This is a genomic window from Staphylococcus succinus (assembly GCF_029024945.1).
Classification (GTDB): Bacteria; Bacillota; Bacilli; order Staphylococcales; family Staphylococcaceae; genus Staphylococcus; species Staphylococcus succinus.
In genome coordinates this window covers 1,238,061-1,256,053 of the sequence record NZ_CP118976.1, presented here as the reverse complement: position 1 = coordinate 1,256,053, position 17,993 = coordinate 1,238,061, and the positions used below count along the sequence as shown (strand labels likewise).

Here is a 17,993-nt window from a genome sequence, read left to right as displayed (position 1 = left end):
CCCCTTTTTAAAAATATGAATTTTAGTTCTATGATATAAGTAATTGCAAACCTCTTTTTACAGCATCATCCACCGAATCAAACGAATCTTTATTCAATGCTTTCTCAACTTTAGTCAGTTCGCGTTTAGAGTATCCTAATGCTTCAAGCGCAAGTAATGCTTCGTTGATAATTGGCGCAGCACTGCTACTATCCACCCCTAACTCTAAAGCTTGTTTACTATCAATATCGTTAATTTGTACTTTTCCTTTAAGGTCTAATACAATTTGACGCGCTGTCTTTTTACCAATACCTGGAAACTTGGTCAAGTAAGCATCATTTTCATTTTCGATGGCAATTTTAACGTCATTAGGTGAACTACTGGCTAATATTGCTAATGCAGATTTCGGACCAATACCTGTCACTTTTATTAAACTATGGAACATATCTTTTTCTTCTTGGTTAATGAATCCATACAGTAATTGTGCATCTTCTCTTACAATAAGAGAAGTGTGAACAATGACTTCTTTATCCATGTACTTTTGAAAACGATATGAGTTTGGTGTTTGAATTTCAAAACCAACTCCCGATGCTTCAACAACGACGTGGGTTGGATTCAATTCTGTTAATGTGCCTTTGATATATGCGTACATGTCTACACTTCCTTATATAGTCATACTAATTAATTCAACTTTAGAAACATGCTCAACTTTTTTTAGTGCTTCCATTACATCATCAATTTCTAAATTTGTCCCTTTAGCATCTAACGAAAGTGTAATCGTTGCTCTACCTTCCATTGGAATACTTTGATGGATTGTCAGTACAGATAAGTTCAAATTGGATAATGTATTTAAGACACCCGCTAACATACCTACGATATCATTGACATACAATATCAATGTAAACTCCCGCGTCTCTTCCATTTTCTCATCTATGGGAAATATAGTATCACGATATTTATAAAATGCACTTCTAGATAAATCGAATTGTTTAACTGCTTCAAATATGGACAAGGAAGGATCATTTTTTAATAGGTCTTTGATTTTTAGAGTCTTTACTACAGATTCAGGTAGCACATCTTCTCTAATTAAGTAAAACTTTTTATAATCTTTTTTGTCCATCTCCAGCACTCCTATTCTACAAATTCAAATTCTCCGCCAAGTATTCTTACAATATCGCCATTTTCACAACCACGCGCTCTTAACGCTTCATCAATGCCCATAGAACGCATTTGACGTGCAAATCGGCGTACTGCAGGATCACTATTGAAGTCAGTCATTTTAAACATTCTTTCAATTGCTTTACCGCTAACAACATATGCTGCATCATCGTCTCTAGTAATAGTGAAGTTATCTTGGCTTGGTGTATGTTTATACAACACTCTATTAATGCCTAAATCTTCCTCTTCATCTTTACTGAAATCAATATCTTTTACTTCTTCTAATTTGTCCGCAATAGCATATAAAAGTTCATCTACATGGTCATGCATAAATGTAGAAAGTGGAATAATTTTTATACTGTCATCATTCAATTCTTCCTTAAATAATTTTAAATTATCTTCTGAATTAGGCATATCCATTTTATTTGCAACCACGATTTGTGGTCTGTCTTCTAAACGGTGTTCATATGCTTTAAGTTCGTCATTGATGATTTTGTAGTCTTCATATGGATCACGTCCTTCTGAACCACTCATATCTATCATGTGAACGATGACTTTAGTACGCTCAACATGTTTTAAAAATTGATGACCTAAGCCCACACCGTCAGATGCACCTTCGATAAGTCCAGGTAAGTCAGCCATTACGAAGCTTCGTTGGTCTTTAGTTGAAACAACACCTAAGTTGGGTTTAATAGTTGTAAAGTGGTATGCACCAATTTTAGGTTTTGCTTTAGAAACGATAGAAAGCAATGTAGATTTTCCGACACTTGGGAAACCAACTAATCCTACATCTGCTAATAATTTCAGTTCTAATGTAACATCTATTTCTTCACCTGGTTCACCATTCTCACTAAAGTCTGGTGCCGGGTTTCTTGGAGATGCAAAACGAGAGTTACCTCGACCACCTCGGCCGCCTTTAGCTACAACAGCGCGTTGACCATCTTCAACTAAATCAGCTAATACTTCTTCAGTTTCAACGCTCTTAATTATAGTGCCCGGGGGTACTTTTAAAATTAAATTTTCTGCATTTCTACCATGCATATTACTACTTTGACCAGTGTCGCCTCTTTTGGCTTTGAAATGTGTTTGGTATCTAAAGTCTAATAAAGTTCTTAAACCTTCATCAACTTCAAATATAATTGATGCACCGTCACCGCCATCGCCGCCAGCTGGACCACCGAATGGGACATATTTTTCTCTGCGGTAGGCTGTGATACCATTACCGCCATCACCTGCTTTAAGTGATATTTTAACTTGATCGACAAACATGATTTCACCTCTTTTTCTAAAATTGTTCTTAACATATCTTTTATATTATAACATTATCTTTATAACTAGAAAATAAAGACAAAAAATAAACACCAGAAGTTATAACTTCTGGTGTTAACGTTGACAAAATTACTCAGCTGCTGCGTAAACAGAAACTTGTTTTTTGTCGCGACCTTTGCGTTCGAATTTAACAACGCCGTCGATTTTAGCGAATAATGTATCGTCGCCACCACGACCTACATTTTCACCAGGATAGATTTTTGTACCACGTTGACGGTATAAAATAGAACCACCTGAAACGTATTGACCATCAGCACGTTTAGCTCCTAAACGTTTTGATTCTGAGTCACGTCCGTTTTTTGTAGAACTTATTCCTTTTTTAGATGAGAAGAATTGTAAGTTTAACTTTAACATTAGGTTGCACCTCACTTATAATTTAGTCTGATATTTTCTTTATATTCTTCTTCAATTGTTTGTAATGATACTAACATAGCTTGAAGAATTAATTGCGCTTTTTCATTGCTAGTGTCTACACTTCTGATATGAAAGTGACCACCATCATCATTATAATCGATATCTGGCTTTTCACTTGTTAATCCCATTATAGCATTAACACTACCGAATAGAACTGCAGATGCACCAGCACAAACGATATCATGTCCGTAATCACCATGGTCAGCATGGCCATCCATGATAACGTCAGTGACTTGACCGGCATCGTTCAATGTAATATCAACAGTAATCATAATTATGCGTTGATTTTGTCGATAGTTAATTTAGTATAAGGTTGACGATGACCTTTTTTACGTTTTGAGTCTTTACGACGTTTATACGTGAATACAGTGATTTTTTTACCGCGACCGTGTTTTTGAACGGTAGCAGAAACTGAAGCACCTTCAACTGTTGGCGCACCAACTTTAACTGCGTCTCCACCTACAAATAATACTTTATCAAAAGTGAATGAATCTCCTTCATTAACTTCTAATTTTTCTACGAAGATTTCTTGACCTTCTTCGACTTTAACTTGTTTTCCACCTGTTTCAATAATAGCAAACATACTTTGCACCTCCTATAATATAAGTCACGCCAAATACAGGTGACATAGATGTACTTGAACCTGAATCTGAGCGGTTGTATGTAGCTAGTAAACTACTCAACTACTGCATTTTAGCATTAGCCATTCTTACTGTCAATCTTCATTTGTACATTTTCCAAAAATTTTGTAATAACCGGAAACATAATAATAAGTAAAATAAAATTGATTATAAATGTAGGAACTAATCTAAAAATAATAAAATTAAAGAATTCAAATTGTATTAGTCCTAAAATTGCATAGATAATTGCAACATAAATTTCCAATATTAATGTACTAACTAAGATAATGATAAAAAGCATCGTCTTATCTCTATAAAATGTTTTAAAGAAATAATCCATAATGACAACGAGTAAAATATAACCAAATAAGTATAATCCATAAAAACTGCCAAAATAGAGATCTGTAATTAATCCCAGCACTACTGATAAAACCATTGCGACACCAAAGCTTCTATATACACAGACAATTAAAATATACATAAACGTTAAGTGTGGCACAAAGATAATATCCTTATCTCCTATGTGCATTGGTATAACGAGTCCAATCACGGTATCAATATAAAATAATACAATACCAATAAGAAAGTAGTATAATGCGCGCATTAATTATCCCCGCTTTCATTATTTGGTATTGTTTCAGGATTTCTTTTAGCGACATATACGTGATTTAAATCAGATAAGTTGGCTGCTGTTTTCACTCTCACTTCTTTAGATAAACCATATTGATCATTTTCAACTTTAGATACTTCACCTATGTATATACTGCTAGGAAGTTGATCAGCCAATCCACTTGTAACAACTTTATCGCCCTTTTTAACACTATTTTTGTTGCTAATATCTGCAATCACCAATTCATTATTTTTAGTATCATAATGATCTATTAAACCAAAAATATTTTTACCTTTATGTTGGATATTGACAGACAAGCGATTTGAACGCGTGTTTGTGGAAATTAAATCCACTTGTGATGAGAACTGATTCACTTTTGAAATACGACCAACTAAGCCTTCAGATGTCAACACAGCCATGTTTTTTTGGATACCATCTTTAGATCCTTGGTTAATAACTAAAGTGTTCATCCATTGGTCTGGATTTCTTGATAGGACCGTGCTAGAGATAGGTTCGAATTTAGATATATCTTCAATATCTAACTCTTTTTTGTACTTCTTATTCTCTGCTTTGAGCCTTTCATTTTCCACTTCTAATTGTTTAACCTTACTAGATTGCTCTTTAGAACTTTCTTTTGAAAAGAGTGTACCTATAGATCCTGATACAAATTGTACTGGATAACTAACCACTCTTTGTCCAAAAGCAACAGAATCTCCAACATATTGTTCCACCGGTGATTGTGTTTGCGAACGTAAAGACACGCCAATTAAGGCTATAAACACTATGATTGCACATAAAATAACAATCAATTTGTTGTTTTTAAAAAACTTTGACAACCTTAACACCTCTATTAACCAACTATTTTATGTTCTCTTATCATTTTATATTACTAATAGCCCGAAATAAAGCACGAACCCTAATAATACTCAATAAAAGATCATTTTTATTTTAAATGATCATTTTTAAAAGTAACTTCAAATTTCCAAAACGTATTTAAGGTGCAATTTGAGTTATCTGATAATTATTATAACAATATCTATAGCCAATAGTGTATTAAAAAGTATTAGTTTAACAAAACATTTATATACAATCGTTCAACTATAGTTACTACTTTGCAAAGCCTCTCATCACATTTTAATCTCTTATACATTCTTTACAATTTTTTTATTGTACTGAGAATCAATGACTCGCATTATAATTAATGGAAATAAATGACGGAAACAACTATAAAAAACGCCTCTACTCAATAGTAGAGGCGCAACCAAATTTATATTACTTTTCTTTTTCTTCAGACTTATCTGTGTCAGCTGAATCTTTAGATTCTTTTTCATCTTCTTTGTATAATTTTTCTTCTTTACGCCAACGTGCAAATAAATTTTGTGCTTTTGCTTGCTCATCCGCTTTTTTCTCGCTAGACTTTTCACTCATATTTATACACCAACCTTTAACTATTTTACTTCTCTAGGCTAACGTATTTTAATAAAGAATTCAAACGCATTACTCGTAACTTGAAGGCGGTTGTAATTCAATGTGCTGTCCTAATTGATTTAAATCTTGTTGCATCTCTATCTCAGTTTTATAAACTCTGATTGAATCTGATCCAAACTTATAAATGATAAATTCGTCGCCACGTTGCCCCGCTATATACTGATCGTTATAACCCATTCTTCCAATGCCAGAAACTGACATAAATTCTTTTTTGTTGATCCAATTAAATACGTTTTTAGTTTGGCTAAGTGGTACATTATTTAAAATATCATTTTCTTCAACCGAATATCTTTGTCCCCCTGTTAATTGTTCTCTAGGCTCAGAATTATTCATAGATGGCTCATTATTGTGTATCGGATTCCATTCTTGATCTTTTAAAAAAGGGGCATATTTAAATGCAAAAAATACAATCATTATAATTGCAATAACAGCTATAATGTTTTTAATAATTCCGAATATAAATCGCATGAACCACCCTCCTATTTCGTCATATTATATTATAAAGTGCACCTCGCTAAATATCATCAGTCTCTAGGAGTATTTAAAACATTACTATAGGCTGATGCATCTAATATATATTCATAGTACAATATCATTAAAGGGAGTGAATACACTATGAGTATATTGTTTATAATCCTACTTGCACTCTTAGTTATTTTATTATTTAGAGTAGGTTTATCAATCTTAAGATTTTTAATATATGTTGGAATCATTGTTTTATGTATATATCTAGGATATCAAGGTATCCTTTGGTTAATAGAAAATTTCAATACCTATTTCAATTTTATAAATTAAAATTTTAGCGCTTAATGACCGAGGAGTCAATTAAGCGCATTTTATTTTTTATTCTAATAAAGTAACAACATTAAATCATCTCATCCTCAAAACCTCAGTGCACTTAAAAACTTCTTAGCCTCTCAAACACTACTTTTCTATATGATTTGTTAATAGTTGATAAATATAGTAGCAACCGCTTAGTATTAACGCCCATACAATCCCAACAATAATAGCGCTTAACATATATATCCAAAATGAAGTTTCAATAGCAGTGAATATGCTAAATAATATTGCAGCAACGACCACACCAATCACTGATATCAACGTTGTAAAACCTACACGCTTTATTGTAATCTGTTGTTGTTGTTTTGTAAGTTGCATTAAATATACGATTGGTATTAATAACCCTATCAATAATATACTTCCCAATTGATGATCCTCCCTTAATTTTCACTTTAATTATACAATATATTTTGTACTTCAGAAAACACTTTCGGCAAACTACTATATATTGCATAATTGCAAATTATTCCTTAAATAGAACAATGCATATTACACTTTATTCACTAACAAACTGTTTCTTACCAACTGACATCATTATTACATTATACAGGGTTTACAAATGCGTCCTTAATATTCGATTATATGTAAAAGGTCGAACGTTAGTTTAATATAACGTCCGATCTTTTAATAAGTATTATTTAATTTTCTTGCCTATTATAGTTATATAGTAACGATGCAATGCCTAACCCGACTAACATAAGCGTTTGCAAATATATCGCATCCCCTTCAGGTTGTATATAAATTTTAAATAAAATAAAATAAAATGAAGCAATGCAGCTAAAAAATAAACAGGTATAAAACCTTCGACCATAATATAGAGTTGTGCATAATCAAGTACACTCCTAATCCATCTTTTCTATTTTTTGTATTTGTCCATGTACACTAATTGGTACATAAAAAATCCTATTGGAAATATAGTAATGGCAGCACCTATAAATGTAACAATGAATAAAAATACAGGGGTCTATGCAATTAAATCCAAATCATCGATTATACTCACACTAACAAAATCAATTATAAATAATATATCATAACGAACAGTGTACCAACGATCAGCCCACCAATCAACGATATTAATAACCATTTCTTATCATCTCGCAACTCTTTCGCACTTTTACTATCTCGTTTCACAAAAAGTCTGTCATCCATCCATTTTACTAAAGTAAATAAGCTTGCTATGCAAATTATGATTAAAATTGCTATCAAGTACTTCATGACTCCATCATCCTTTTTATGTGAATAATAACTACTATAAACAATTTAGCCGCTGCTTATAAAGGTTATATAGCGACTTTAACTTCATATTTTCAAATCATATTAGTAGTTATCCAGAAATAAAAGTTGGTATTTTACGTACAGTTTGAAATATTCATTAGCAATACCGATCTTTCTTCTCAAGCAATATTAACGCTTCGGTTATAACATACTATGTTATAAGAACAACAGGTTAAGTAGCATGTGTTGTTCTCGTAATATATTACGAGAAAGCTCAGGATGTGCTGTGATGTGTTTATCTTTTTTATTTATCAGCTTAATCTTATCTCCTACTATTTTACTAACCATAGAAAAGTTAAAGGATACTCTTTCAGATACAACCATATATTTTTGTTTAGTACTACCATTTATAAAATTTAGAAATTTTTTCGTTCCATAATTCACCCACTATATGCTAATTATTTAAAAGTCTTTATTGCTTATCTCTTCCAAGGGATGAGTAGAACCACTTCAACCAATATTATTAAATCAATATAGTAAATGAATAAGTAATTAAAATAATTTTTCATTATTGTATATGTTATAACTCCTTTAACATAGTTACAACTTTTAATGGTTGCCCATATTCCTTATATATCACTTGCTCCTCACACTGCTTATATCCCATTGATTTATAAATATTAATATTTCTTGGTACGTTTGCGCGTACCTTACACACTATATTAGTCATACCACATTTTTGGGCACGTAGCTCCAATGATACTAATAACATTTTACTAATCCCTTCCCCTTGTCTGTCAGGAATAACAGATAAACGCGTAAAATGTATATTATTACCTATTTGCTTAAATCGAACCATCGCTACCGGTTCTTGTTTATCGTAAGCAATGAGTGCTTTTTCCCCTTGTTTAAAAGCATTTAAAATCATTTTTTCCGTTTCTTGAAGTGCACTCGAAGGTAATTCACTTGCTTTATATTCTGCGAAAGCACTTTTCATAATATAATTAATTAGTGCTACATCCATGCTTGTGGCTACTTTAATTTCCATTTAATCCCTCCTCACAAATAATTTTTCTTACGATAATAGTATTTTCTGATGTTGCTATTTATTTAATATAAAATATATCACCACAGTTTAAATGATTATCTCTTGTAGACCTGTATTGAAAGTTTAGCTTTTCTGCTAATTTAATGGAAGCTACATTGTTTTTATCCGTTCTTATGATAAATTTTGACTTATCATCTACATTTGATTTTAACCAGTCAATTATTTTATTCATAGCTTCATAAGCTAATCCTTCCCCTGTATAATTAGGACATATACGATAATAAACATTTAAAAATATATCGCCAAAATACTCTTTCTTTATAGCTCCTCCGCTCCCCAATACATTTCCATTACATCTATCTATAAAAATAAAATACCCATAATTATTTTCATCCCAATATCTAATCCAATTCCGTATCATTTGATTTGTATCTTCAATTGTTAAATGTCTAGTTAGTGGTGTGAATTGTGTAGCAATTAGATCTGAATGTATATTAAAAAGTTCATCAGCATATTTTAAATCAGGCTTTACCATTATAAGTCGTTTAGTCATTAGCATCTAATCACTCCTATATTGATATTCTATATAAACGCAAAATTTCGGCCAACAACATATGAATTAAAATTAAAATTCACATATCTATATTATTTTCAAAAATCACTACACTTTTATCCCACAGATCAATACGTCAGCGAATTAATCATTGTTCATAAGATTCACATTCATTCCTAATAGATTACTCGTTGATTTCATTTTCCTATACTACACTTTTCAGAATTATCTCGTACACTTCTATTTCAACACAAAATAAGTCGCATTTTTTGTATGTTTACTTTAAATTATTATTTAGAAAATAGAGTTCATTTACTTTTATTAAATCGACAAAATATTTAGTTTGCCAACATTGCGTATGATATGCTGTTTTATTTAAATCGGTTTCCCATGAAGGATAAAGACGCATCGCCATTTTACCTTTTTTATCTTGTGAACTTACAATGCCGTGCTCTATTAATACACTTTTTGGAAAAACAAACTGTCCTTTGTAATGACCATCACTGACATTGATCACTAACCTATCTTGAAACGATTGATAAGTAAACGGCTCATTCATGTTTGCATTATTTTTTCTCCAAACAGCTATAAAATACCCTCTCTTTTTAGGTGTCTTTTTTGCTAATCTACTTTTTACATTTGTGTTTCCGTAGCATAAATTAATTGCCTCATAATCCCTATTCCATAATTCCACTTCAACATTTGTAATTTTCATATTGTCCATGGAATCTGAAATCATCTCAAATATTTTCAGTGATTGATATGCTTCAAACGCTTTAATAAGAACCCCCCTATAATCATTCCTTTTTTATTCCCTATCATTAACAAAAACTATATACTAATGCTTTCACTTATTATGAAAAATGCCACATTTTTTCCTACTTGCTATTAATGTATAAAATCACAAAAAAGCTATAAGTATATATTACTTATAGCTTATCCTATTATTTTGAGCATTTCTATTATCTTCATTTTTTAAGATTTAAATACTTATTCAGTTTTCAACTATTAGTCTTTCTTAACTTCTTCTACCGTTTCTTCCACTTCTTTACGAGACATCTTTTCGCGCCCATCTCTCATAGCTTTTAGAGATTTATGTGCAAGTGCTAAAGGTAAACGACAGAAAAGTATAATACTTCTCTTATTAATCGCCTTCATATATTCATCAGCTTTTGCCAAGTTTTGCTCAGCATAATCAAATAAATCTGCGCGTGTCCAACCATCTGGTACGAAATTCACGCCACGTTCTTCTAAATCTTCTTTCTCATTTCTTAAAATATTCACGGCCTGAAGCCCACGCCCATAACCAATGGCTAAATCTCGGTCAGTCTTGATGCCAGCACAAAACTCCCATAATTCTGAAAGCATTACTCCAACAAGTCCTGCAACGTAATATGTATAATCATCTAAATCTTCTCGAGTATGGACCTCCCAATTTGCTTTTGCCCATTTCGCCATCCCGAATGCCATTTCACTAGAAGCATCCGTAACAATTGGTAATGTACTATTTGGACATGCATCTAACCAATCACCTAAACGCACAGTAACTTCAGGCATCATTTCTTTTATTGGCCCAAGTATTCGGAAGTATTCTGTTTCATCAAAAGGTTTCTTTAATAGATCGCTCACTTGCATTAAGATCGTATATTTCACATCATTTTCAACTTCTTCGTGATCTTCGATTTCATCTATCGCTCTCATTACTAAGTAACCACATACCACCGTATGTTTTAATTCTTTTTCTAAAAAAGTAATTGGAATATAAAATGTACGGCTTGTTTCTTTTAACACGCGCATTGCATCCTTTGGGAATTTCTTATCTGTCATTTTAATCTTTCCCTCCCTTTCTTAAAATACTATCACATTATTAAAAAATAAAACATTATTCCAAAGTACAAACATCTATACTAAACAGAAATAAGTCATAAATGACTTTATAGATACAGAAAAACCACATCCATTTAGTTAAAATGGTTGTGGTTACTTACATAATAAAAGGTTTTAACATCTATATTGTTTAATGTTTTCTAAATTTAAGTCATAAAAGAACATTTAATTTTTATTTTGAAATGAGCTTATCAAGACATTGTTCAAGCCTTTAGTTAAACATAGATTGGGTTGTCAGTATAACTTCTATAATAAGTCATACCCAAACAAAGCTTCAATTTTTCTTTCATTGAACAAGTAGCAACTTCTACTTTCCGTTAAATTACACTATCAGTTATTATCGTGAAAGAAGCAGCATGAATATTTATCTGCTGCTTCAAGAAATCTAATGTTTAAATTTTTTACTATGTTTACCATAGATAAAGTAATATAAAACAAACGTAAATATCATCAAAATGGCTAACGATTTATACATACCAGCATAACCTAAAAAAGGCGTTATCAAACCTAGAGTATATGGTCCAATACCATTCCCTAAATCCATAAAAATCATAAAAGTAGAGGTTGCTAATCCAATATTATGTGGTTTAGCATGACTTACTGCTATTGTTTGAGTAATTGAGGAAATATTACCAAATCCTAATCCAATACATAGTCCCGAAACAAGTAGTAACCAAGCACTATGACTTATTCCTAATAAGCATAATCCTAATACAAATAATATAATTGCTGGATAAATAATAATATTGGCTCCATATGCATCTACAATTTTACCAGTGAAGGGTCGTGAAATTAACACTGCAGCAGTATAGATAATAAAAAAGTAACTCGCTGCTTTTACCAAATCAATCTCAATAGCATATAAATTTATATACGATACTATACCGGAAAATGATAAAGCACTTAAGAATATAATGAATGCAATGGGTAAAGCTTGTCTATCAAATAAATTATTGAATGAAAATTTCTTTTTATTATTAATTTCTTGGTTTTTTAAAAGTAATGTAATGACAAAACTAATAATACCTAATAAAAAGCTAATATAAAATATATTCATGAAGTTATTATTGCTCGTTAAAGATATACCTATAAATGGTCCTAAACAAGTAGCTAAAGCTGTACTCACCGCAAAATAACTGATTCCCTCACCTTTTCTATGATTGGGTATTACTGTGGCAACAATTGTACCCACAATAGTTGTTGTAATACCAATGAATACACCATTTAATAAACGGACTATCATCAAGAAATATTGGTCTAATTTTATAAAATATAACATTATCGATAAGATTAATAGTAATGTATTAATGACTAATATTTTCTTCGTTATTTTTAAAAATCCTATTGTCACCCTACCTAAAAGTGCACCAACTATAAATATGCCTGCTAACAGCCCCATCATTTTACTAGAAGCATTATATTCATTTTGAGCGTAAGTGGTTATAGTAGAATTTAATAGAAAATATACTAATATTAGCAGGAAATTAATAACTGAATAAATTATAAAATCCTTTGTCCATATTTTATTTGTCATGTTACCTCCTTTCTAAATAGATCCAATATAAAACGAAGTTGTTGTAACTCGTTTTATATTGGATTTTCCATAAGTCAAGACTATATCAATATTATGATAAGCTATTAAAAGTATATTGCTCTCCATCATTTGGTATTAAAACTTGTTTTTCGATACCCATGTCTCTTGTAAGTTCTTTTAGACTATGACGAGATAAGTTCCAATGATTTACAGCTTCCATATGAACAACAATGACTTTTGAATTTGGCGCTGCTTTTGCTACTTGATAAACATCATAACCGTTCATAATGAGTGAACTACCATAATAAAATTGATTGTCTCCACCGTTAACGACGATTATTTCTGGTTCAAAATGATTTATTGTTTCTTTAACTTTACTATACATAACTGTATCTCCTGCGATATACAGTTTCTGTTCACTTTGATGTTCAAAAATGACTCCACACACAGGACCCATGTCTTCTACTATTTCACCTCTTCCATGTTCTCCAGGCGTTTTAATTAATTTAATACCATTAAATGTAGTATGCTCAGATAAAACCTCTACATCTTTAAAACCTACATTACGAACTTGACTCGCTTCATTTTCATTTTGCGTGAAAACTTTAATATTTTTATTTAATACCTTTTGTGCTACTTCATCAAAATGATCAAGATGTAAATGTGTTAAAATAATTGCATCAATGTTATTGATGATTTTGTCTAACGACATCGGTAAATCAACGATTGGATTACCTTGATCTATCCTAGGTGCATTTGGAAATGCCCCAAAAGAACCCTTTTCTCCTAACATAGGATCAATTAAAAATCTCGTATTTGCGTATTCAATTATACTTGTTGCATTTCTGATATGATTTATTTTCATAAATGTGCCTCCAATTAAATTTATATATTTATTCTACGTGGAGGCCACTGCCGTTTAAATATAAAATTGAAAAACATTTTGATTAATTACTTGGAATTTGAAAGCGAGGAAGAATATTGGATGAATTAGATAAAGCAATCGTAAGTGAATTAAAAATAAATAGTAAGATATCAATGAATGACCTTGGTAAGAAGATAAACTTAACTGGTCAAGCTACCAATAATAGAGTGAAAAAATTAGAAGATGCTGGAATCATTACTGGCTATACCATTGATTTAAATCAAGAAGCATTAGACTGCAAAGTACATGTCTTTATTAATATATATACGCATAAAATTTCTCACCGCTCATATCTTGAGTTTGTAAACAAAGAAACTATTTTTATTTTAAATAATTACAAAGTTATTGGTGATGCTTGTTATTTATTAGAATGTAGATTTCCAGACAATAATAGTTTAAACAAGTTTTTAGAACGCTTAAACAATCATGCAAATTACAATGTTTCCATGGTCATTTCATAACTAGATGTAAATAAATGCCGAATTAGCTCGTTGCTAATTCGGCATTTATTTTTGTAAAACTTTAATCGATTCATTACTACTTAAATTTTGAAACTACATACTAATCACTTCTCCTTAGTATTTCAAAAATATTTAAAAAGCCACTTTCTATATTGCATTTAAATACATTAACAAGTATAATTATTTTATTTATAAGGAACATTTCACATATCAATAGACGTTATCAATCATTTTAATTATCGGAATATTCTTTAAATTTGTTAAATATTTAATGGAGGGAAGCACATGCATTTAGTAAAATACAAAAAATGTTATGAAAAAAATATAAATGACTATCAACTACAAGAGGACCAGTTACACTTTCCAAAGACACCTTCATACCATATTAATCAATCTTGCCAGGATGAAAATTGTCACTGTATTTTAGGCTTTGATGCACATGACCAACTTGTAACATTTTTTGTTTTAGATAGAAATAGTGACTACTTAGAACATTTTGCTACCAATCCTCAAAACACTGTTTTTTTTAGATCCTTTTCTACTGATATGCGTTACCTTAGAAAGGGTTACGCAAAATCCTGTATAAAATCATTAAATCACTATATCAAAAATAATTTCTCGGATATACATTATATTGCTTTAGTAGTTAATGAAACAAACGAAGTTTCCTATAACATTTATAAATGCTTGGGCTTTCATAAGACTGGTCAAACCATTACAACTTATGGCGTAAAACAATACTTAATGCAAAAAGAAATTCACTAATTTTGAATCGCAAGTTTATATTGAAAACAAACTAACTCAGCGCATCATTTGTGACATAGCATTTAATCCTTGTATACTACGTTAATTCGTCTACTATATAGCTACTCCTACCACCATTTATAAGCAACCAGAAAAATAAAGCTGTTTAAAGTTATTGAATTAATGATATAACCTATTATATTCTTTTTCAAAGACGATACAGAGCAAATATACCTAATTTGCATTATTCCTTAATCTTATCAATATACTACGGAAATTGCTTTATCTAATCGAAATATCCTGCTTCTACCATGCTTAAATAGTCATGGTCACCAATAATAAGATGATCTAACACATCTATACCAAGCATTTCACCACATGCTCTCAACCTTTCCGTTGTCTTGATATCTTCACCTGATGGTGTCACATCACCCGAAGGATGATTATGTAATAAAACAATAGCATTACTTGCATGCTTTACAGCTTCACTAAAAATTTCACGTGGGTGGACAATTGAGCTATTTAACGTCCCTTTAAATATCTCCTTTTGCTTGATAACAACATTTTTAGAATTTAAAAAAAGTACGACAAATTTTTCCTGTGTAAGATGTTCCATTTTGCCCATCATAAATTCTGCTACATCTTGTGGATGTGTGATTTGTATTTTATCTTCCACAGTCCTTGAATGCATACGTTCACCAAGTTCAAAAGCTGCTTTTAAAATGAGCGCTTTGTATAATCCAACACCCTTAATTTTATTCAAATCATTAATCGATAACGATTTTAATTCCTTTAAACTATCAACTGTTTTTAAAAGTTCATTCGCAATATCTATACTAGAGCTGCCTTTTCTACCAGTATTTATTAATATAGCTAATAATTCAGCGTGTGATAGCTGTGAGGCACCATGATTAAGTAAACGTTCTCTTGGTTTCTGATAATCAGCAAGGTCTTTTATCATCAAAATAAATTCACTCCTATATTAATGGTTCATTGAAAATAATTAAAAAATTAAAAGCAATAAATATAAAAGGGACAAGTGGTATTTTACGTTTAGCTTGATGGAACACCATCATACCAACCAAAGCAAATAACCCTGCTATAAGAAAAGTCATCAATATTGTTAATACAAACATAGTATACGGTAATAGATACGATAATATTGAAAATAGTAAGATATCTCCATATCCTATAGCTTGATAAAAAATAAAGTAAAATATGTGAAGTAATATCGTTATATAGAGGAATGTATAAAGATTTCCATGTGTAATAAATATGCCACAAAAAATGAAAATAATAATAACGTGTACCGGTAAAGTCAAAGTTTGAATATCATAAATAGAAAAAACCAGAAGAAATAAATATATCAGTAAGAACGTAGCATAATTTACATTCAGGGCCATATATGTATGTATAATTGTGGGAAGAAGTGCCAATAACTCTCCAATAATATAAAAACAACTTAATTTATGATTACAACATCGCGTTTTTCCCCTTTGCATCATGTAACTTAAGATAGGTATCATATTTATAAATTTGAGTTGCTGATGACAATAATCACAACGAGACCTTAATAATAAATAGTTTAACTTAAATGATTGCACGTGACATAATTGGTAAAGGTAACTAAACAATATTGGACAAAATAATAGTTGTAATATCAATATAGCGCCTCCTGATAAAATTATATCATGGTCAATTTAATTACTTAATAAAATTCTCACTAACCTTAGTTTCACCCATAAAAAACCCTACAAATTGATATATTGTTATAATGAATTGAATAATTCTGAATCCTGCACATTAACAAAAAAAATAAGCAAGTTACTGAGTATCTTCTTTACGATGCTAAATGCAACATCCCATTAAAGACTATAAACAGTAACTTACTCATATTTAATACTTTTATTTACATTTAAAATTTTATCTTAGCTTTAACTTCACTTATAAAGTAAAGACTCCCAGTAATGATCAGTCCTTTACCTTGATAATCCTCAATGAATTTAACATAATCATCAACCAATTCTTTATGGTCAAAACGTACTTCATCAAATATTTCTTCTTTTGTTAAAGCTTTATGAAAATCAAAATCAGTTATATAAAACGTTGAAGCGATTGTTTTTAGTTGATCCGCCATTACATTAACTGGTTTACCTTTAGTAGCAGCAAACAAAATATCTAATTGTTCTACATGATAATAACCTTTTAAAGTACTGATTAATGCTTCAACACTCTCATTGTTATGTGCACCATCCACAATCATTAGTGGCTGTTCTTTGACACGTTCAATTCTACCAGTCCAACTTACAGATTCAATACCATCTATCATTTTATTAAAGTCTAAATCCACAATACCGGACTCATTTAATTCAATAAGCGCTGTTATTGCTAAAGCAGCATTTTCTTTTTGGTGTTCACCTAACATATTAAGTAATAGCGTTTCTAATTCGTAATCTTTATAGCGGTACGTAAATTCTTCACCTTCAGAAACAATACTAATGTCTCGTTCAAGTTCGATACCTTCTGCGTTTTGTTGTTCAACAAAACCACGAATAATTTTAAGTGCTTCTTCGTTTTTGACTGCATAAATTACAGGCGTATCAGGTTTGACGATTGCGCCTTTATCTTTAGCAATATCAACATAACTGTCTCCTAAAATCTCAGTGTGATCTAAACCGATGCTTGTTAAAATAGACAATATCGGTTTGAACACATTTGTTGAATCATTTCTTATACCTAATCCCGCTTCAACAACTACGAAATCTACTGGGTGCAATTCTCCAAAGTATAAAAACATCATTGTGGTTATAATCTCAAATTCTGTTGCTGTTCCAAGTTCTGTTTCTAATTCTAATGCTTCGCTCACTGGTTTTACCTTTTGAACTAATTCAACAATATCATCATCACTAATTGGAACGCCATTTAAACTAATCCGTTCATTAAATGTTTCAATAAATGGTGAAGTAAAAGTTCCAACTTCATACCCATTATCAACTAAAGCTGATCTAAGATATGCAACAGTAGATCCTTTCCCATTGGTTCCACCAACATGAATACCATTTATATTAAATTGAGGATTGTTCAGTTGTTCAAGCATCCATTCCATACGTTTCACGCCAGGTTTAATGCCAAATTTAGTTCTTTCGTGTATCCAATATAAGCTATCTAGGTAATTCATGTTTTAGGAC

General features: G+C 31.0%; 24 protein-coding genes and 1 other annotated feature. Of the genes, 3 read left to right on the top strand and 21 right to left on the bottom strand.

The features are described from left to right. Window positions 1-28 precede the first annotated feature (28 nt). The 10 genes from ruvA to PYW31_RS06105 all read right to left on the bottom strand — a co-directional run bounded on the left by ruvA (window position 29) and on the right by PYW31_RS06105 (window position 6,066). Entirely contained in the window at window positions 29-631 is a 603-nt protein-coding gene (gene ruvA / locus PYW31_RS06150) for a Holliday junction branch migration protein RuvA (RefSeq protein ID WP_046836632.1), read from the bottom strand. 12 nt (window positions 632-643) lie between these two features. After that, window positions 644-1,099: an ACT domain-containing protein gene (locus PYW31_RS06145; protein WP_046836633.1), complete on the bottom strand. Its 456-nt coding sequence runs from the start codon at window positions 1,097-1,099 to the stop codon at window positions 644-646. Window positions 1,100-1,110: 11 nt separating this feature from the next. Beyond that, window positions 1,111-2,406 carry a GTPase ObgE gene (gene obgE / locus PYW31_RS06140; protein ID WP_046836634.1) on the bottom strand — a complete coding sequence of 432 codons (1,296 nt, stop codon included), beginning with the start codon at window positions 2,404-2,406 and terminating at the stop codon, window positions 1,111-1,113. 129 nt (window positions 2,407-2,535) lie between these two features. Then, on the bottom strand, window positions 2,536-2,820 hold the full coding sequence (gene rpmA / locus PYW31_RS06135; protein WP_046836635.1) for a 50S ribosomal protein L27: 285 nt from the start codon (window positions 2,818-2,820) through the stop codon (window positions 2,536-2,538). A gap of 11 nt (window positions 2,821-2,831) precedes the next feature. Next, window positions 2,832-3,152, bottom strand: coding sequence for a ribosomal-processing cysteine protease Prp (locus PYW31_RS06130; RefSeq protein ID WP_046836636.1), 321 nt, complete (start codon window positions 3,150-3,152; stop codon window positions 2,832-2,834). 2 nt (window positions 3,153-3,154) lie between these two features. Further along, window positions 3,155-3,463 carry a 50S ribosomal protein L21 gene (gene rplU, locus PYW31_RS06125; protein WP_046836637.1) on the bottom strand — a complete coding sequence of 103 codons (309 nt, stop codon included), beginning with the start codon at window positions 3,461-3,463 and terminating at the stop codon, window positions 3,155-3,157. A 12-nt stretch (window positions 3,464-3,475) separates the two neighbouring features. Further along, window positions 3,476-3,549 (bottom strand) — a sequence feature (ribosomal protein L21 leader region). A gap of 30 nt (window positions 3,550-3,579) precedes the next feature. Further along, a complete protein-coding gene (gene mreD / locus PYW31_RS06120; RefSeq protein ID WP_046836638.1) occupies window positions 3,580-4,104 on the bottom strand; it encodes a rod shape-determining protein MreD in 525 nt (174 codons plus the stop codon). Continuing rightward, window positions 4,104-4,946: a rod shape-determining protein MreC gene (gene mreC, locus PYW31_RS06115; protein WP_046836639.1), complete on the bottom strand. Its 843-nt coding sequence runs from the start codon at window positions 4,944-4,946 to the stop codon at window positions 4,104-4,106. The genes mreD and mreC overlap by 1 nt, the downstream gene beginning before the upstream one ends. Window positions 4,947-5,382: 436 nt before the next feature. Further along, window positions 5,383-5,538 (bottom strand): hypothetical protein, encoded by a 156-nt coding sequence (locus PYW31_RS06110; protein ID WP_101117425.1) that lies wholly within the window; start codon window positions 5,536-5,538, stop codon window positions 5,383-5,385. A gap of 69 nt (window positions 5,539-5,607) precedes the next feature. Continuing rightward, the gene (locus PYW31_RS06105) at window positions 5,608-6,066 is read right to left on the bottom strand and encodes a DUF4930 family protein (protein ID WP_046836640.1); all 459 of its coding nucleotides are present in this window, start codon (window positions 6,064-6,066) and stop codon (window positions 5,608-5,610) included. Window positions 6,067-6,213: 147 nt separating this feature from the next. Here PYW31_RS06105 and PYW31_RS06100 point away from each other — a divergent pair, with 147 nt between their 5' ends. Then, window positions 6,214-6,393 carry a hypothetical protein gene (locus tag PYW31_RS06100; protein ID WP_073504264.1) on the top strand — a complete coding sequence of 60 codons (180 nt, stop codon included), beginning with the start codon at window positions 6,214-6,216 and terminating at the stop codon, window positions 6,391-6,393. A gap of 129 nt (window positions 6,394-6,522) precedes the next feature. Here PYW31_RS06100 and PYW31_RS06095 read toward each other — a convergent pair whose 3' ends face one another. From PYW31_RS06095 to PYW31_RS06060, 8 genes are all read right to left on the bottom strand, one after another. After that, window positions 6,523-6,804 carry a hypothetical protein gene (locus tag PYW31_RS06095; RefSeq protein WP_046836641.1) on the bottom strand — a complete coding sequence of 94 codons (282 nt, stop codon included), beginning with the start codon at window positions 6,802-6,804 and terminating at the stop codon, window positions 6,523-6,525. Window positions 6,805-7,452: 648 nt separating this feature from the next. Then, on the bottom strand, window positions 7,453-7,653 hold the full coding sequence (locus tag PYW31_RS06090; protein WP_046836642.1) for a hypothetical protein: 201 nt from the start codon (window positions 7,651-7,653) through the stop codon (window positions 7,453-7,455). A gap of 580 nt (window positions 7,654-8,233) precedes the next feature. Then, a complete protein-coding gene (locus PYW31_RS06085; RefSeq protein WP_046836643.1) occupies window positions 8,234-8,701 on the bottom strand; it encodes a GNAT family N-acetyltransferase in 468 nt (155 codons plus the stop codon). 58 nt (window positions 8,702-8,759) lie between these two features. Beyond that, a complete protein-coding gene (locus PYW31_RS06080) occupies window positions 8,760-9,260 on the bottom strand; it encodes a GNAT family N-acetyltransferase (protein ID WP_046836644.1) in 501 nt (166 codons plus the stop codon). 271 nt (window positions 9,261-9,531) lie between these two features. Beyond that, complete coding sequence (locus PYW31_RS06075) at window positions 9,532-9,969, bottom strand: MepB family protein (RefSeq protein WP_235602280.1); 438 nt, start codon at window positions 9,967-9,969, stop codon at window positions 9,532-9,534. A gap of 293 nt (window positions 9,970-10,262) precedes the next feature. Then, entirely contained in the window at window positions 10,263-11,081 is an 819-nt protein-coding gene (locus PYW31_RS06070; RefSeq protein ID WP_046836646.1) for a squalene/phytoene synthase family protein, read from the bottom strand. Between the two features lie 445 nt (window positions 11,082-11,526). Further along, the gene (locus tag PYW31_RS06065) at window positions 11,527-12,675 is read right to left on the bottom strand and encodes an MFS transporter (protein WP_046836647.1); all 1,149 of its coding nucleotides are present in this window, start codon (window positions 12,673-12,675) and stop codon (window positions 11,527-11,529) included. A gap of 91 nt (window positions 12,676-12,766) precedes the next feature. Beyond that, window positions 12,767-13,540, bottom strand: coding sequence for an MBL fold metallo-hydrolase (locus PYW31_RS06060; RefSeq protein ID WP_046836648.1), 774 nt, complete (start codon window positions 13,538-13,540; stop codon window positions 12,767-12,769). A gap of 113 nt (window positions 13,541-13,653) precedes the next feature. Here PYW31_RS06060 and PYW31_RS06055 point away from each other — a divergent pair, with 113 nt between their 5' ends. After that, the gene (locus PYW31_RS06055; protein WP_046836649.1) at window positions 13,654-14,061 is read left to right on the top strand and encodes an Lrp/AsnC family transcriptional regulator; all 408 of its coding nucleotides are present in this window, start codon (window positions 13,654-13,656) and stop codon (window positions 14,059-14,061) included. 285 nt (window positions 14,062-14,346) lie between these two features. Then, window positions 14,347-14,826: a GNAT family N-acetyltransferase gene (locus PYW31_RS06050; RefSeq protein ID WP_046836650.1), complete on the top strand. Its 480-nt coding sequence runs from the start codon at window positions 14,347-14,349 to the stop codon at window positions 14,824-14,826. A gap of 265 nt (window positions 14,827-15,091) precedes the next feature. Here the strand turns inward: PYW31_RS06050 and radC are convergent, their stop codons facing one another. The 3 genes from radC to PYW31_RS06035 form a co-directional block, all read right to left on the bottom strand. After that, window positions 15,092-15,769 (bottom strand): RadC family protein, encoded by a 678-nt coding sequence (gene radC, locus PYW31_RS06045; RefSeq protein WP_046836651.1) that lies wholly within the window; start codon window positions 15,767-15,769, stop codon window positions 15,092-15,094. Between the two features lie 13 nt (window positions 15,770-15,782). Next, window positions 15,783-16,439, bottom strand: a complete 657-nt coding sequence (locus tag PYW31_RS06040; protein ID WP_256201632.1) for a prepilin peptidase — start codon at window positions 16,437-16,439, stop codon at window positions 15,783-15,785. A gap of 281 nt (window positions 16,440-16,720) precedes the next feature. Beyond that, window positions 16,721-17,983 (bottom strand): bifunctional folylpolyglutamate synthase/dihydrofolate synthase, encoded by a 1,263-nt coding sequence (locus tag PYW31_RS06035; protein WP_046836653.1) that lies wholly within the window; start codon window positions 17,981-17,983, stop codon window positions 16,721-16,723. Window positions 17,984-17,993: the final 10 nt, after the last annotated feature.

Bases quoted from the DNA above. Each gene is read 5' to 3' on its own strand.
- obgE (WP_046836634.1), bottom strand. From the start codon at position 2,406: ATGTTTGTCGATCAAGTTAAAATATCACTTAAAGCAGGTGATGGCGGT.
- PYW31_RS06070 (WP_046836646.1), bottom strand. From the start codon at position 11,081: ATGACAGATAAGAAATTCCCAAAGGATGCAATGCGCGTGTTAAAAGAA.
- mreD (WP_046836638.1), bottom strand. From the start codon at position 4,104: ATGCGCGCATTATACTACTTTCTTATTGGTATTGTATTATTTTATATT.
- rpmA (WP_046836635.1), bottom strand. From the start codon at position 2,820: ATGTTAAAGTTAAACTTACAATTCTTCTCATCTAAAAAAGGAATAAGT.
- PYW31_RS06145 (WP_046836633.1), bottom strand. From the start codon at position 1,099: ATGGACAAAAAAGATTATAAAAAGTTTTACTTAATTAGAGAAGATGTG.
- PYW31_RS06060 (WP_046836648.1), bottom strand. From the start codon at position 13,540: ATGAAAATAAATCATATCAGAAATGCAACAAGTATAATTGAATACGCA.
- PYW31_RS06090 (WP_046836642.1), bottom strand. From the start codon at position 7,653: ATGAAGTACTTGATAGCAATTTTAATCATAATTTGCATAGCAAGCTTA.
- PYW31_RS06130 (WP_046836636.1), bottom strand. From the start codon at position 3,152: ATGATTACTGTTGATATTACATTGAACGATGCCGGTCAAGTCACTGAC.
- PYW31_RS06050 (WP_046836650.1), top strand. From the start codon at position 14,347: ATGCATTTAGTAAAATACAAAAAATGTTATGAAAAAAATATAAATGAC.
- PYW31_RS06100 (WP_073504264.1), top strand. From the start codon at position 6,214: ATGAGTATATTGTTTATAATCCTACTTGCACTCTTAGTTATTTTATTA.
- PYW31_RS06065 (WP_046836647.1), bottom strand. From the start codon at position 12,675: ATGACAAATAAAATATGGACAAAGGATTTTATAATTTATTCAGTTATT.
- ruvA (WP_046836632.1), bottom strand. From the start codon at position 631: ATGTACGCATATATCAAAGGCACATTAACAGAATTGAATCCAACCCAC.
- rplU (WP_046836637.1), bottom strand. From the start codon at position 3,463: ATGTTTGCTATTATTGAAACAGGTGGAAAACAAGTTAAAGTCGAAGAA.
- PYW31_RS06105 (WP_046836640.1), bottom strand. From the start codon at position 6,066: ATGCGATTTATATTCGGAATTATTAAAAACATTATAGCTGTTATTGCA.
- PYW31_RS06075 (WP_235602280.1), bottom strand. From the start codon at position 9,969: ATGAAAATTACAAATGTTGAAGTGGAATTATGGAATAGGGATTATGAG.
- PYW31_RS06110 (WP_101117425.1), bottom strand. From the start codon at position 5,538: ATGAGTGAAAAGTCTAGCGAGAAAAAAGCGGATGAGCAAGCAAAAGCA.
- PYW31_RS06035 (WP_046836653.1), bottom strand. From the start codon at position 17,983: ATGAATTACCTAGATAGCTTATATTGGATACACGAAAGAACTAAATTT.
- PYW31_RS06085 (WP_046836643.1), bottom strand. From the start codon at position 8,701: ATGGAAATTAAAGTAGCCACAAGCATGGATGTAGCACTAATTAATTAT.
- PYW31_RS06080 (WP_046836644.1), bottom strand. From the start codon at position 9,260: ATGCTAATGACTAAACGACTTATAATGGTAAAGCCTGATTTAAAATAT.